Below are 14,982 nucleotides of genomic sequence, written 5' to 3' on the forward strand. Positions count from 1 at the left end.
GGCTCGTCAGCACTCGGTGAAGCTGACCGGCATCCCTAGGGTGACCGCGAGGCCGCCCATGGCGGTCTCCTTGTACTTGGAGCTCATGTCGCGGCCCGTCGCGGCCATGGTGGTCACCACGTCGTCGAGCGAGACGCGGTTGGTGCCGTCGCCGAGGCGGGCCAGGCGGGCGGCGTTGATCGCCTTGACCGCGCCGATGGCGTTGCGCTCGATGCACGGGATCTGCACCAGCCCGCCGACGGGGTCGCAGGTCAGCCCCAGGTTGTGCTCGAGGCCGATCTCGGCGGCGTTCTCGATCTGCGCCGGGGTGCCGCCGAGCACCGCGCACAGGCCGGCGGCCGCCATCGCCGAGGCCGAGCCGACCTCGCCCTGGCAGCCGACCTCGGCGCCGGAGATCGAGGCGTTCTCCTTGATGATCGAGCCGGCGGCCCCGGCGGCGAGCAGGAAGTCGCGGGCGGCGTCCTCGTCGAAGTCGAGCAGGAAGTCGCGCGCGTAGTGCATCACGGCGGGGATGATGCCGGCCGCGCCGTTGGTCGGGGCCGTGACCACGCGTCCGCCGGCGGCGTTCTCCTCGTTGACGGCCATGGCGTAGAGGTTGACCCACTCCATCGCGCCGAAGCCCGCGGCGTTGCGGGCCGCCTGGTCGCGCAGCTGCTCGAGCAGGATCGGGGCGCGGCGCTTGACGCCCAGCCCGCCGGGCAGGGTGCCCGGGGTGGTCATGCCCGCGAGCACGCACTCGCGCATGGTCTTCCACACGGCGTCGAGGTGCGCGGCGACGACGGGCCAGCCGCCGTCCTCGGCGTGCAGGGCGTCCTCGTTCTCGCGGACGATCTCCGGGATGGACTTGCCGGTCTCCGCGCAGCGGGCCAGCAGCTCCTCGCCGGAGGCGAAGGGGTGCGGCACCGGGTGCGGGTCCTGGGCGGCCGTGAGCTGGTTGGCCTCCTCGTGCTCGGCGCGCAGCTGGGCGCCGGTGAGGATGAATCCGCCGCCGACGGAGTAGTAGTCCACCGGTTCGGTCAGCGCCTCGTCGTGGTCGTCGACGACGGTGAACAGCATGCCGTTGGGGTGGGCGGGAAGCTGCTTGGGGTTGAGGTCGATGACGTAGTCGACGGTGCCGCGCGGGCCCTTGGCGGTGCCGAAGACGGGCACGTTGGCGCCGGGCACGGGTTCGGCGTCGGCGGGCACGGTCTCGGGCTCGTGGCCGGCCAGGCCGAGGACGACGGCGCGGTCGGTGCCGTGGCCGCGTCCGGTGGCCGCGAGCGAGCCGCGCAGCTCGACGCGCACGCGCTGCGGAGTCTCGTCGAGCGAGTCGAGGAAGTCCTTCGCGGCGCGCATGGGGCCGACGGTGTGCGAGGACGACGGCCCGATGCCCAGGCTGAACATGTCGACGATGCTGATGGTCACGGCGTCGGTTCCTCTCTGTCGCGGTCGGTGACGGCACCCCAGCCTACGCACGTGCCCCGCCCGCCCGCGCGCTTGCCGACGTCGCGCCCGCCGCCGTCGGCGTGTACCTCCCCGTGTGCCGGGCTCACCCCCCCGATTCCCGACGCCGCGCAGCGCGGCGTGCGCGGTCACCGCACCGTCGGTGTGTGGTGGGCGCCTGCCGTAGGTACGCGTCGCGGGCGCGTGCCGTCTGGGCCTGCCGTGGGCGTCAGCTGTGGGGCGCTACTTGCCGTCGTGGCCGGCGAGCAGGTCCGCGAAGGGGGGTGAACTCCTCCTCGGGGTCGGTGCCGGTGCGGCGGGCCTCAGCCTCGGCGCGGGCGGCGGCGCGCTCGCGGGTCTCCTCGGGCTCGACCTGGCCGCGGGCGGTGGCCCCGCCGAGACCGCCGACGGAGTCGTGCTGGGTGACCATCTTCTCGGCCAGCTCGCCGGCGGCCTGGGTGATGCGCTGCGACAGGGCGCGGCCGGCCTCGGTGCCGAAGTCCCCGGTGGCGGCGAAGACGCCGGTGGGCATCACGGTGGCGCGCAGGTAGGCGAACATGGGCCGCACCGCGTACTCGAGGACGAGCGAGTGGCGCGGGGAGCCGGCCGTGGCCGCGACGACCACGGGCATGCCGACGATCGCCTTCGGGTCCAGGACGTCGAAGAACATCTTGAACAGGCCGGTGTAGCTGGCCTTGAAGACGGGGGTGACGGCGATCAGGCCGTCGGACTCGCTGATCAGGCGCTTGGCCTCGGTCAGGGCGGGGGAGGCGACGCCCGCGGAGACCATCGCCTGGGCGAGATCGACGGCGAGGTCCTTCAGCTCGATGACGTGGACCTCGACGGCCTCGCCGCGCGCGGAGACCGCGGCGGTGACGGAGTCGGCGATCTGGTCGGCGACCTGCCGGGTAGTCGACGGGGTGGACAGTCCCGCGGTGACCACTGTCAGGTGGCGCACTGGGATACTCCTCTCGGTGAAGGTGGAACGGGTGGAAGCGGTGGGTGGAAGCGGTGGGTGGAGCGGATTGACGGAGCGGGTTGACGGAGCCGGTCGGCGGGCCCTTCGGTAGGCCCGTCGGTGGACCCGTCGGTGGGCCCGTCGGTGGACCAGTTGGCTGGCCCGTCGGTGAACCCGGTCCTGCGGGCCGGGTCAACCGGCCGTGACCCGAAGGGTCGGCCTGGACTTATGAGGCTTGCCTATGACGCTACGCCTGCGGGCTCTCGCCGCGGGCGCCCGGGGCGACCTCGAAGTGCGGCCCGGAGCCCGCGGCCCTGAGGCTGGCGTGGGTGGGCGGGTCGCTGGGCACGCCGGCGGGGCGGCGCTCCTCGAAGCGGCGGCGCAGTTCGGGCACGACGTCGCGGCCCAGGCGCTCGATCTGGTCGAGCACGACCTCCAGGGGCAGGCCGGCGTGGTCGATGAGGAACATCTGGCGCTGGTAGTCGCCGACCCAGTCGGCGAAGGTCAGGGTGCGCTCGATGACCTGCTCGGCGGTGCCGACGGTCAGCGGGGTCAGCTCGCTGAACTCCTCGAGGCTCGGGCCGTGGCCGTAGACCGGGGCGTTGTCGAAGTAGGGGCGGAAGAAGTCGACGGCCTCCTTCTCGGTGTCGCCGATGAAGACCTGCCCGCCCAGGCCCACGATGGCCTGGTCGGCACGCCCGTGGCCGTAGGCCTCGAAGCGCCGGCGGTAGATGCCGACCATCTTGGCCGTGTGCTCCTTGTTCCAGAAGATGTTGTTGTGGAAGAAGCCGTCGCCGTAGTAGGCGGCCTGTTCGGCGATCTGCGGCGAGCGGATGGATCCGTGCCACACGAAGGGCGGGACGTCGTCAAGCGGCCACGGGGTGGACGTGAAGCCCTGCAGGGGCGTGCGGAACTTGCCCTGCCAGGTCACGGAGCGCTCGCGCCAGAGGCGGCGCAGCAGGTGGTAGTTCTCCACGGCCAGCGGGATGCCCTGGCGGATGTCCTTGCCGTACCACGGGTAGACCGGGCCGGTGTTGCCGCGCCCGAGCATCAGGTCGTTGCGCCCGCCCGACAGGTGCTGCAGGAAGGCGTACTCCTCGGCGATCTTGACCGGGTCGTTGGTGGTGATCAGCGTCGTGGAGGTCGACAGCAGGATGCGCTCGGTCTTGGCCGCGATGTAGGCCAGGTGCGTCGTCGGTGAGGAGGGCACGAAGGGCGGGTTGTGGTGCTCGCCGGTGGCGAAGACGTCGAGGCCGACCTCCTCGGCCTTGAGCGCGATCTTCGTCATCGCCTCGATGCGCTCGCCCTCGGTGGGGGTGCGCCCGGTGGTGGGGTCCTCGGTGACGTCTCCGATGGTGAAGATGCCGAACTGCATGGTGGGGCTCCTGACTCTGATTGCTCGGGCGGGCGGTCGCGTCGGCCGGTCCCGTCGGTCGGACCGGCTGGTCCCGCCGGGCTGTTCCCGCCGGGTTCGGCCGGCGGGACTGCTCCCGGGGTCCGGCCCCGTCGGACTGGTCCGTGGGCCGACGCCGGCCGCCGCTAACTGACTGTACGGAGTGCTTCCGTGGTTGAAGGTTTCGTCGGGTGTCTTTGATTCACGGGGAGTGACACTGTCCGCCACTCTATGACATGTCAACAAACTGTGTGGGGCGGGTATTCCCGGGCGCGTCAGGCGAGGTTCGTCGGCGCCGCGCGCGCCGGGAGGGAGGTCCGTGTGTGCGCCGGACGCGCCGCGCCTGTGCCCGGGGCAGACGCCGCGCCTGTGCGCGGCGGGGGAGCACCGGGGCGTCGGAAATCGACCCCGGGCGCGGCGGGCGACCTCCGGTGGGCAGGCGGATGGATGCGCGGTAGTTCGCCACGCCGGCGGGCACCGCGCACGTAGGGCCTGTGCGCAGTGGGGGAGCACCGGGGCGTCGGAAATCGAGCCCGGGCGCCGTGGCAGAATCTTGTCCATGTCGCAGCGCACCTTCACCTCCGTCGAGCTTCAGACCCTGCTGGGGCGTGCCGATGAGGTGACGGCCGTGGCGAGGGAGTCCCGGGAGGCCGCCGAGTGGCTCGCCGGCTGGGTGTCCTCGCCGCGTGCGGCGGACCTCAACAGCGCGTACCTGCGCGACTCCGACACCGGTGAGTGGATATGCTTTCTCACCCCGTGGGCGCTGACGTGGCCGGACGGCTTCTACGCCGTCCAGGAGGCCAACGCGGATCCGGGGCTCGCCGAGGCGCTGCTCGCACTCATCGACGACGCCGGGGAGGTCCCCGAGCTCCGCAAGCGGGCGAAGAAGGCCGCGCCCGGCTTCTTCGGCCGGCTCTTCGGCGGCGGGCGCGTCGACGCCGCCCGGGAGGCCGCCGCGGAACTGGAGAGCGTGCTCGGCGGGATCGACTCCAGCGGCGCCCTCGTGCGCGCCCGCGAGGCGCTCGACCGGATGCACACGGCCACCGAGCTGCAGCGGGAGGGCGTGCACCTCTTCCCGGGCTCGCACGGGACCCCCAACCGCTACCTGAAGGCCGCGCGCGAGGCGGTCAAGGACGCGCTCAACGGGCACTTCGGCACCTCGGGGCCGGTGGGCCTTGACCCCTTCGACCCGGGGCCGGTCGCCGCGGTGCTCGAGCGGGCGCGGGCCGCGCGTGACGACCCGTTCTCCGAGGCCACGCTGCGCACGCAGCTCGAGCGGATCCTCGCCGAGCGCGGCCGGGTCGAGGCCGAGCAGCTGCTGGACGGCATGCCGCTGGAGACGCTGCGCGAGGTCACCGCCGACCGGCTGCGCATCTCCGGGCTGCCCGAGGCCGGTGTGAAGACCGTCGGCGACGTGCGCCGCGCCCACGCCGGCCAGCTGCGCCAGATCCCCGGGATCGGTCAGCGCTCCGCCGACCGGCTCAAGGCCGCGGCCGAGACGCTCTTCTCCGAGGCCGCCGCCGAGCCCCGCCGCGACATCGGCACCGAGCGGACCCGCTACGCCGTGCAGCTGGTCAACGTCCTGGCGCGCTATGACGCCCTGCCGGACCTCGACGAGGAGCAGCAGGCGCGGCGCAGGCGCCTCTTCGAGATCGCCGACCTGTCGAGGAACTGGAGTGTGGCGGCAGGCGACCCCGACCGGTGGGCGGTGGCGTACTCGGGCGGGGAGAAGAGCAACGAGACCTACGCGCGCTTCCGCCGCGACATCGCCTGGGCGCAGGCCAACCCGCAGGTGCTCGACACCTTCCGGGGACTGACCGTGACGGTGAACCCGTGGGCCGACTACGAGCGCCGGCCCGCGCACTACCAGGGGCTGCTCGCCGACCTGCTGGGCAACCAGAAGACCGGCGGCGAGGACCTCGACGCCGACACGCTCGCCGCGATTCGCGCGCTGCGCCTCGACCGCACCTTCCTGAACCCCGACCTGCACCTGCGCGGCTACCAGTCCTTCGGCGCGCGCTTCGCGGTGGTGCAGAAGAAGACCGTCCTCGGCGACGAGATGGGCCTGGGCAAGACGGTCCAGGCGATTGCCGCGGCGGCGCACGTGGCCGCCGTCGACGGGGTGGCGCGCACCCGCGTGCTCGTCGTCTGCCCGGCCTCCGTGGTGGTCAACTGGGAGCGCGAGATCAAGAACTTCACCGACGGGCTGCCCGTCTTCCGCGCCCACGGCGCGGTCAAGGAGGACCTCGTGGACGCCTGGCGCAGCGAGGGCGGGTTCTGCGTGGTGACTTACGACGGCGCGCGCACCATGGCCTCGCGGCTCGGCGCGCCGGAGTTCGTGGTCGTCGACGAGGCGCACATGATCAAGAACCCGCGGGCGCAGCGCTCCCGGGCGGTCGCGCGCCTGGTGGACACGGCGGCGCACGCGCTGCTGATGACGGGCACCCCGCTGGAGAACGCCGTGGAGGACTTCGAGAACCTCGTCGGCTACATCGCCCCGGAGCTCGACGTGGCGGACCTCTCCGCCCGCGAGTTCCGGCGCCGTATCGCGCCGGTGTACCTGCGGCGCAACCAGGACGACGTGCTCGACGAGCTGCCGCAGAAGACCGAGACGATCGACTGGATCGACCTCAACGACGAAGACCGCCGGCACTACCTCGAGGCCGTGCGCGAGGGCGGCTGGATGGCCATGCGGCGCGCGCCCATGACCACGCCCGTGGGCGTGCCGGCGAAGTTGGAGCGTCTGCGCGAGATCGTCGACGAGGCCGCCGAGGCCGGGCGCAAGGTGCTCATCTTCTCGTTCTTCCTCGACGTGCTGGGCCGGCTGGAGGAGGAGCTCGGTAAGACTGTCGTGGGCACGGTGGACGGCTCGGTGGTCGCGGCGAAGCGGCAGGACCTCGTCGACCAGTTCGCCGCCGTGGACGGGCCCGCGGTGCTGCTCGCCCAGATCACCGCCGCGGGTGCGGGGCTGAACATCCAGGCCGCCAGCGTGGTCATCCTCGTCGAGCCTCAGGTCAAGCCCTCCATCGAGGCGCAGGCGATCGCACGCGCCCACCGCATGGGGCAGACGTCCACGGTGCTGGTGCACCGGCTGGTCGCCGACGACACCGCCGACGAGCGGCTCCTGGAGATCTTGGGGCAGAAGACCAAGGTCTTCGACGCCTACGCCCGGGAGTCGGAGTCGGCGCGCGTGCACGACGCGGTGGACGTCTCCGAGTCGCAGCTGGCCGAGGAGATCATCGCGGCGGAGCGCAAGCGGTGGAATGTCGGTGGGGAGGCCGAGGGGGACGCCGGGGACACCCGGGAGTCCAAGGGGGACACCGGGGGAGAGGCCTAGGGACGGCCAGCGCGCCGGGCCGGCGTCACGCCAGGTTCGATTACTGGTGATTACCGGTGGGGCGCTCAGGCGCTGAACAGTGTGGGCTCGTCGCCGGGCCAATCCTCTCCGCCGCCGTCCCCGTCGTCGAAGTTCAGCGGGGCGGCGTAGTGGGTGTCCTCGGGCTCGTCGAACCCGGCCCCGGCGGGGTGGCCCGCTGCGGCTCCAGAGCCGGGTCCGCCCGCGTCCTCGGACTCCTCGGAGTACTTCTCGGCGAGGTAGTCCTCGTAGTCCGCCATCCAGGACTCATCCGGGTCCGCGGGCACACCGGTCCCGTCGAATCCTCCACCGTCCTGGGGCACAGAGCTCCCGTCAGGTCCGGCACCGTCCTGGAGCACAGAGCTCCCGTCAGATCTGGCACCGCCTCGGGGCACACCGGCCCCGTTGGGGTCTCGCCCGGCTGCGGGCGCACCGCTCCCGTCGGTCGGGTGTGTGGTGTCGTTCCCGGACTCGCTGTCCAGGTGTTCGTACTTGCGCCGGATCCGTTCGCCAGCGGAGAAGTCTGCCCGCTGCGTCCGGTTGATCGTCACACCGGAGGTGTCCGAGGACGCGGCCGGCGGGGTGTGGCCCATCCGCCCGGTCTCCGGGTCCCGCGCGGACCAGCCGCGTGAGGCCTGCATGTCGCGTTTGTCGTTGTTGTCCCTGTGGTGTTCCTTGCACCGGAACGTCAGGTTGTTGATGTCCGTGGGGCCACCGTCGCTGTGGGGCCAGTCGTGGTGGAGCTCAACCAAGTCGGCGGGCGCGGTACAGCCCGGGTACGAGCACACTCCTTCCGCGGCGAACAGCGCGACCTTCTGCATGAAGTTCCCCAGTCTCCGGGCCCTGCCGGCGTAGAGCGGATTGCCCGCGGTGTCGTGCAGGACGAGGTAGTCGTAGGGTTTCGCCTTGATCTTCATCAGCTCGAAGAGCGAGAGGTCGATTCCGGTGTTCGTCGGGTGCCTCCTCATGAAGGCCCTCCGCGCCTTGGCCGGGTCCGTCTCGACGTCGGCGCCGGCCTGCATGATCTCGTCGGCGTCGTCGGCGACGAGCGAGAGGACGATCGCGGCGTTGCCGGTGTCTTCCGTCTTGCCGGCGGCGTAGGCGCTGAGCACGTGGTGCAGGAGGTCCGCGTACCGCTCGGCGCGGCGGCGCCGGTCGGGCCCGTTGCGCTTGGCACGGGAGGCGGCGACCCCGTCCGGGTCCAGACCGGGGATGCCCAGTTCGAGAATGTCGGCGTCGGCGTCGTCGTCCTTGGGGCGGTCGAAGCCCGGGGTCGCGCCGGCCATGAGATGCTTCAGGAGCGCGGCCGTCGAGGCGGGCAGGTAGCCCTTGATGTGCACGCCGCCGTCGGCCTGCTGCTTCGAGACCCACAGCCAACGCTTCTTGAAGGCAGCCAGCGGGTCACCGGATTCCAGGTTGGCCTCGGCGACGCGGTTGCGGATCCAGTCGCGCAGATCCTCCGGCGAGCGGTTGTCGGCCTCCTCGATCGCGCGGCGGCGCAGCTCCTCGGCGCCGACCTTGGCCTCGTCGAGCAGGTTCTTCAGCTCGTTGTTGATGATGCGCAGCTTCTCGGCGGCGAGCTTCTTCTCGCGGGCGCGGCGGTTGGCCTCCCGGCGGTCGCCCTCGGCCTGCCGGCGACGTTCCTCCGCCGCCCGGCGCTCGGCCTTCTCGCGCTCGAGACGCTCCTGCTCCTGGCGCCTGCGCTCCTCGCGTTCCCGCTCGGCACGCTCACGCTTCTCACGCTCGCGCTCAGCGCGCTCGCGCTCGGACTCGGCCTCGTCGGCGGGCCCGCTGCCGGGAGCCTCAGAGGACCAGTCGTCGCCGTCGCCGGGCGCGCCGTCGGGGCCCAGATCCTCGCCGGCGCCGGGAACTCTTCCGGCACCGGAATCCGCACCGACGCCGTCAGCGCCAGAGCCTGAGGCAGCACCTGCATCGGCGCCGGGCACACTACCGGTACCGGAATCCGCGCCGTTACCGAGGCCAGTGCCATCACCGGCGTCAGTGTCGGGCTCTGGGGCCGGCGTCGGGTCCGGTGCCGCCGCGGGGCGGGCCGGACCGTAGGTGTTCTCGGCGCCGTCGACGCGGGCGCGGGCTTCAGCACGCGAGAGGTCGAAGACCTCCGCCAGGAACAGGTCCACCCGCGAGGTGCCCGTCAGGTTGCCGGCGTGGTGCACTCCGGCCAGGTGTGCGACCGTGTGATCGATGACGGTCTTCGAGCCCATCGCCTTCTCGAGGTTGACCAGCGAGGGCAGCATGTCCTGGAACTCGCGGGCCTTGACGGAGGTGTCGATGAGCTCGGAGACCTTCTCCATGTCGCTTGAGATCCGCCCGATAAGGGAGTTGACCTCGCGGACGCGCGCGGAATCCGGTCCGTCGGGGTTGAGTGCGGTCGCGGTGGTCATCGGGTCACCTCCCTGGGCCCTGATCCCGGGGGGCCTGCTACCGGCCAGTCGATCCCCCCGTGCTTTCCGTTCTGACCATCATGTTATGCGAATGTATGTACGAATGCAAGGGTGAGGCATGGAAAGATGGCCACGTGCGAAGTGATATGTGTCACATGATCTCGGTTGGTGGTGTTGACCAGGTCCGGCTAGCCAGTTCCGGCCAACCCGGTCCGGCCAACCAGGTCCGTCCAACCAGGTCCGTCCAACCAGGTCCGGCTAGCCAGGTCCGTCCAACAAGTTCCGGCTAGCCAGGTCCGTCCAACCAGGTCCGGCCGATCGGTGGTGCGCCGCGAGGCGCACCACGCACGCCACGCGCTATTCACACCGCGCGCCATTCACACCGCGCGCCCACGCGCGCAATACGCACCACGCACCCACGCGCGCAATACGCACCACGCACCCACGCGCACAGACGCACCCACCCGCACAGACGCGCCGACGCGCACCACCGGGACGTCGGAAATTGACGGCCTAAGCGTCCAGCACGCGGATGAGTTCCGCCAGGTCGGAGGCGGTGACGATGCGCAGCGGCGTCTGGTGCGGCCGGCCGTGCTCGGTGATGACGGCGGCGCGGGGGACGTGGCCCTCGCCGTCGACCTCGACGAGGCGGTCGACGGTCTCCTGGGCGCCGACGTCGCGCGGCAGGAAGATGGCGCGCCGCTCGCCGGAGGCTCGGGGGCCGGCCATGACGTCGGCGACCGTGGCCGAGGCGAAGTCCGGCGTCCCGTCGCCACCGGGACTCCCCGAACCGTCCAGCACCCCGTGGTGCGTGGCGAACCACCGCGCGATCTGGTCCGTGGTCAGAAGTCCCTGGAACTTGCCCTGGTCGTAGACCGGGAACTGCGAGATGCCGGTCGTGTCGATGAACTCGAGGACGTCGCTCAGGGCGTCGTTACCCGCGAGCTTCTGCACCTGGTGCGTGCCCAGTACCGACAGCGCGAGCGGCGGGTCGAGGATCAGGTCGCGGATCGCGCGGATCGACTCGACCGTCGAGGCCAGCGGGTCGGCGATGGGGGTCAGGCCCTCGTAGGTGCCGTGGCTGATGGCGTTGCGCAGCTCGGCGTAGTCGCGCAGCTGCTCGGCGTGCGGCGCGGAGATGAGGTGCTTCTTCTCGGCCAGGCCGACCATCCACTTGAAGCTGTCGCTGCGCTTGGCGTTGAGTGCCTCGCGCAGGTGGTCCTCGATGTCGTTGAAGGCGGCGAGGAACGCGGCGGCGCGCCGGCCCTCACCGTTGCTGTCCGCGGTGCTGTCCATGCAGGCCATGGTATGCGCGCTTGACGACGCCCGCGCGGCCCGGCGCGGGCGCTTCCGTTCCGGCCGGCGCGTGCTGGCGTGCGCCGCGGGTGAAGATGTGTCCGGCGCGTGTCGGCGTGTGCGGCGCGCGTCGGCTGTGCGGCTACCGCGCGCCGCGCGACGCGGTCATGCGCCCGTGCTCGAGGAGGAGCTCGACGAGTTCTTCGGTGACGTCCGGGTCCAGCTCGCGCACGCCCGGCACCGGCGGGCGCGAGACGACCGTGAGCCGGGTGATGAACTGGTCCGGCGTCAGCGAGGCCGGCATCAACCCGTGCTCGTGGGCCAGCTCCAGCATCCTGCCCATGTTCTCCCGGGTGCGCACGCGGACGTCGTGGAGCTCGTCGGGCAGCTCGGCCAGGTGTTCCGGAGCCAGCGCCGGCACCAGCGTGCCCAGGCCCATGTCGACCAGGTGGTGGACGTAGCCGTCCCAGGCCGCGCGCGGGTCCTCGGCGAAGTGCGCCATCGTCTCCTCCTGGTGGGCCGCCGCGCGCTCGAGCAGGGTGAGCGCGGCCGCCCAGGCCAGGTCCTGGCGGTCGGTGAAGTTGCGGTAGACGGTGGCGATGCCGACGCCGGCCTCCCGGGCGATCCGCTCGAGCGTGACCTCGCCGGGGTTGGTGGTGCGCCACAGCTCGCACGCCGTGTCGATGATGCGGCGTCGGCGCTCGCGGGCGTCTGAACGCATCCCTGCCATCCTCTCCTCGAAAACCTCGGTCCCGTGGCCTCCGCCGCGCGCCGCGTGGCCCGGGGCGGCCCGGCACGTGATCTGACACGTGGCCCGGCACGTGATTCTGACACGTGGCCCGCCACGTGACCTGACACGCGCGGGACGTCGTCCGATCCACGCGCCACGTCGCCCGGCCCGTGAGTTGACAGCGCGGCGCCGGTGGAAGCACTATCATCAGGATAGCAAGTGATAGTAGAACCTCCGCTTCCGGGGTTTGCGGCCCGGAAGCGCCCAGAACCAGGGGGAAATGTGGCAGACGCACACAGCGTGCGGCGCACCGGCGCCGCAGATCCCGCCGGTGCCGTGGGGCGTACCCGGGTCACCGGTCCCGCCGACGAGACCGTCGAGATCGACCTGGACCCGCGGCCCGACGACGCCCTCGGGCCCGTCGAGAACCCGGTCATCGAGGCCCACGACCTCTCCGTCGCCCGCGACGCCGAACCCGTCAACTTCACCGTGGGGGAGGGGCTGACCGTGCTGCGCAACCTGCGCGAGCACAACACCACCGCCCTCTCGCTGACCCTTGCCGGGCGGCGCCGCGCCGTCGACGGCGAGGTGCTCATGCGCCGCGACGCAGGCCGCGACGGGCGCCGCAACAGGGGGCGCGACGAGCGCCGTGATGAGGGCGGCCACGAGTCCGGCCGCGGCGGCTTCGGCCACACCGGCGCCCGCGAACGCTTCCGCCGCGTGGCGCTGGCCGGCGTGCCCGAGACCGACTCGCTCGAGCGGCAGGTCCCCGTGCGCGAGTCCATCCGCGAGCAGGTCGCCTGGGCGCTGCCGTTCTACCGGCACGCCCCGCGCGACATCATGGCCCACCCCTACGTCACCCGGTGGTCCGGCGTGCTCGGCCTCGAGGACCTCGACCCCGCCACGCCCGCCGGCGAGATCGACGTGGAGACCCGCCTGACCGTGCGCGTGATGCTCGCACTCATCGCGCGCCCCGACGCCGACCTGCTCATCGTCGACGACATCGACCAGCTGCGCGACATGGACCTGCGCGCGGAGATGCTCGAGCGCCTCGTCCGCCTCGCCGAGGAGCTGCCCGTCATCGCGCACACCGTCAACGACGGCGCGCCCGAGGGGGCGCGCTTCCTCGACGTGCGCCGCGACGTCGGCGAGTACCACGCCGCCGCCAACCGCCGGGCGGCGACGGATGCGCGCGCCGGCGACCGGGGCGACGTCGGCAAGAACGGCGCGCAAGGGGCGCAGGACGCACCTACGGCCGACCGACGCGACGTCGGCAAGCGCGGCGTGCAGGACGCACAGGACGCACCCACGGCTGACCGACGCGACGTCGGCAAGCACCACGCAGACATCCGCACTGAAGGAGAGGAGCGCCGATGATCCCCGCACTGCTGCACACCGGCACCGAGATGCGGCGCTTCGGCCGCGGCATGCTGCCGCCGATCGCGCTGGTGACCATCATGTGCCTGCCGCTGATCTTCGGCGGGCTGTTCGTGTGGTCGTACTTCGACCCGATCGGCAGGATGGACCAGCTGCCCGTCGCGCTGGTCAACTCCGACGAGGGCGCGAAGGGCCCCGACGGCAAGGAGCTCAACGCCGGCGACCAGGTCGTCGACGAGCTGATGAAGCAGAAGCCGCTCGACTTCAAGGAGACCTCCGCGCAGGAGGCGCTCGACGGCGTGGTCGAGGGCGACTACTACTTCGCCGTGGAGATCCCCACCGACTTCTCCGCCGCCGCGACCAGTGTGACCAGCGACAACCCGCGCTCGACCACGCTGAACGTCGCGTTCAACAACGCCAACGGCTTCATCCCGACCATGCTGGGCAACGCCGCCACGCAGGTCATGGTCAACACCATCTCCGGGGTGGTGGGCACCCAGATCACCGACCAGATGCTCGTCGGCTTCTCCACCATCGGCGAGGGCATGGACGCCGCCGCCGACGGCGCTGGCCGCCTGCACGAGGGCGCCGGCACGGCCGAGGAGGGCGCCGGCAAGCTCGCCGACGGCTCCGGCACGCTCGAGCAGAACCTCGACAAGGCCCACGACGGCGCGGCGAAGCTCGCCGACGGCGCGCACACCCTCGACGAGGGCATCGGCACCGCCCACGACGGCGCGACGAAGCTGGCCGACGGGCTGACCCGTCTGGACGCGGCCACCGCGATGCTCGGCGACGGCGCCGGGCAGATCTCCGGCGGCGTGGACAAGATCTCCGGGGTTGCCGACCAGCTGGCCGGCGCCCAGGACAACCTCGCCGCCCCGCTGGTCAACGCCGCGACCCAGCTGCGCGCCTCCGGGGTGCCGGGCGCGGCGCAGCTGGCCGACCAGCTCGACGCGGCCGTGGCCGACCTTTACGCCAAGGGGCTCAACCCCGAGCTGACCGGGCAGATCCACCAGCTGCGCGACGGCGCGGCCCAGCTCGCGGGCCAGCTGGGCGACCCGGCCAGCGAGTACCGCTCCGGCGTCTCCCAGGCCGTCTCCGGCTCGCAGCAGCTGGCCGGCGGCCTCGAGCGTCTCAAGGACGGCTCCTCGCGGCTGACGGTGGGCGCCGACCAGCTCGCCGACGGCACCAGCAAGCTCGCCGCGGGCTCGCGCCAGCTGACCGTCGGCGCGGGATCGCTGCGCGACGGCCTGGTCGAGCTCGACGACGGCTCCGGCGAGCTGGCCCTGAAGATCACCGACGGCGCCGGCAAGGTCCCGCGCCAGGAGGGCGAGAACCGCGAGAAGGCCGCCGAGGCCGGCGGCAACCCGGTGCGTCGCCTGCTGACCGCCCAGGACCTGACCCCCTTCGGCGTGGGCCTGGCGCCGTTCTTCATCTCGCTGGCGCTCTTCGTCGGCGCGACCATCATGTTCATGGTGCTGCGCCCGGTCCAGCAGCGCGCGCTCGACTCCGGCGTCGCGCCGTTCCGCGCGGTGCTGGCCAGCTACCTGCCGGCGCTGACCGTCGGCGTGGGCCAGGCGACGCTGATCTGGATCGTGCTCGAGGGGCTCATCGGGCTCGACGCCGCCCACCCGTTGGGCCTGTGGGTGTCGATGTGCTGCGTCTCAGCGGTATTCGTCGCGGTCACCCAGGCCATCAACGCGGTGGTGGGCGCCACGGCCGGCCGCGTGATCTGCCTGATGTTCATGGCCCTGCAGCTGGTCTCCTCGGGCGGGCTCTACCCGCCGGAGACGCAGCCGAAGTTCATCCAGCACGTCCACTCCTGGGACCCGATGCGCTTCACGGTCGACATCTTCCGCGAGGTCATCATCGGCACCGACGTGCCCGGCTCCACGGCGGCGAACCCGCGGCCGGTGCAGGCCGTCCTCGCCCTGCTGCTGGTGCTGGCGATCGCGTGGACGCTGTCCTCGATCTCCGCGTGGCGCGGGCGCATCATCATGCACAAGGACCTGCACCCCGAGCTCACCGTGTGAGCCCGCCGGCGTCAGA

At 72.0% G+C, this 14,982-nt stretch carries 8 protein-coding genes and 1 pseudogene; 3 read left to right on the plus strand and 6 right to left on the minus strand.

The window, feature by feature from the left end:
- Window positions 1-6 precede the first annotated feature (6 nt).
- From CFRA_RS05075 to CFRA_RS05085, 3 genes and pseudogenes are all read right to left on the minus strand, one after another.
- Window positions 7-1,404 (minus strand): L-serine ammonia-lyase, encoded by a 1,398-nt coding sequence (locus CFRA_RS05075; RefSeq protein ID WP_075663723.1) that lies wholly within the window; start codon window positions 1,402-1,404, stop codon window positions 7-9.
- Window positions 1,405-1,665: 261 nt separating this feature from the next.
- Window positions 1,666-2,380: pseudogene (locus CFRA_RS05080) on the minus strand (FMN reductase).
- A 247-nt stretch (window positions 2,381-2,627) separates the two neighbouring features.
- Window positions 2,628-3,755: a CE1758 family FMN-dependent luciferase-like monooxygenase gene (locus CFRA_RS05085; RefSeq protein WP_075663724.1), complete on the minus strand. Its 1,128-nt coding sequence runs from the start codon at window positions 3,753-3,755 to the stop codon at window positions 2,628-2,630.
- A gap of 577 nt (window positions 3,756-4,332) precedes the next feature.
- Between CFRA_RS05085 and CFRA_RS05090 the strand changes: the two genes are divergently transcribed.
- On the plus strand, window positions 4,333-7,110 hold the full coding sequence (locus CFRA_RS05090) for a DEAD/DEAH box helicase (protein WP_083666849.1): 2,778 nt from the start codon (window positions 4,333-4,335) through the stop codon (window positions 7,108-7,110).
- Window positions 7,111-7,175: 65 nt separating this feature from the next.
- Here CFRA_RS05090 and CFRA_RS05095 read toward each other — a convergent pair whose 3' ends face one another.
- The 3 genes from CFRA_RS05095 to CFRA_RS05105 form a co-directional block, all read right to left on the minus strand.
- The gene (locus tag CFRA_RS05095; RefSeq protein ID WP_075663725.1) at window positions 7,176-9,530 is read right to left on the minus strand and encodes an HNH endonuclease signature motif containing protein; all 2,355 of its coding nucleotides are present in this window, start codon (window positions 9,528-9,530) and stop codon (window positions 7,176-7,178) included.
- A gap of 513 nt (window positions 9,531-10,043) precedes the next feature.
- Window positions 10,044-10,826 carry a CBS domain-containing protein gene (locus CFRA_RS05100; protein ID WP_075663726.1) on the minus strand — a complete coding sequence of 261 codons (783 nt, stop codon included), beginning with the start codon at window positions 10,824-10,826 and terminating at the stop codon, window positions 10,044-10,046.
- Window positions 10,827-10,968: 142 nt separating this feature from the next.
- Entirely contained in the window at window positions 10,969-11,547 is a 579-nt protein-coding gene (locus CFRA_RS05105) for a TetR/AcrR family transcriptional regulator (RefSeq protein WP_075663727.1), read from the minus strand.
- Window positions 11,548-11,838: 291 nt separating this feature from the next.
- On the opposite strand from CFRA_RS05105, the gene CFRA_RS11730 reads away from it, so the two are divergent.
- Window positions 11,839-12,933, plus strand: a complete 1,095-nt coding sequence (locus tag CFRA_RS11730; RefSeq protein ID WP_211272339.1) for a hypothetical protein — start codon at window positions 11,839-11,841, stop codon at window positions 12,931-12,933.
- Window positions 12,930-14,966, plus strand: a complete 2,037-nt coding sequence (locus CFRA_RS05115; RefSeq protein WP_075663729.1) for a YhgE/Pip domain-containing protein — start codon at window positions 12,930-12,932, stop codon at window positions 14,964-14,966. Before CFRA_RS11730 ends, CFRA_RS05115 begins: the two co-directional genes overlap by 4 nt.
- Window positions 14,967-14,982 lie beyond the last annotated feature (16 nt).

This window comes from Corynebacterium frankenforstense DSM 45800 (assembly GCF_001941485.1).
In the GTDB taxonomy this organism is placed as follows: Bacteria; Actinomycetota; Actinomycetes; order Mycobacteriales; family Mycobacteriaceae; genus Corynebacterium; species Corynebacterium frankenforstense.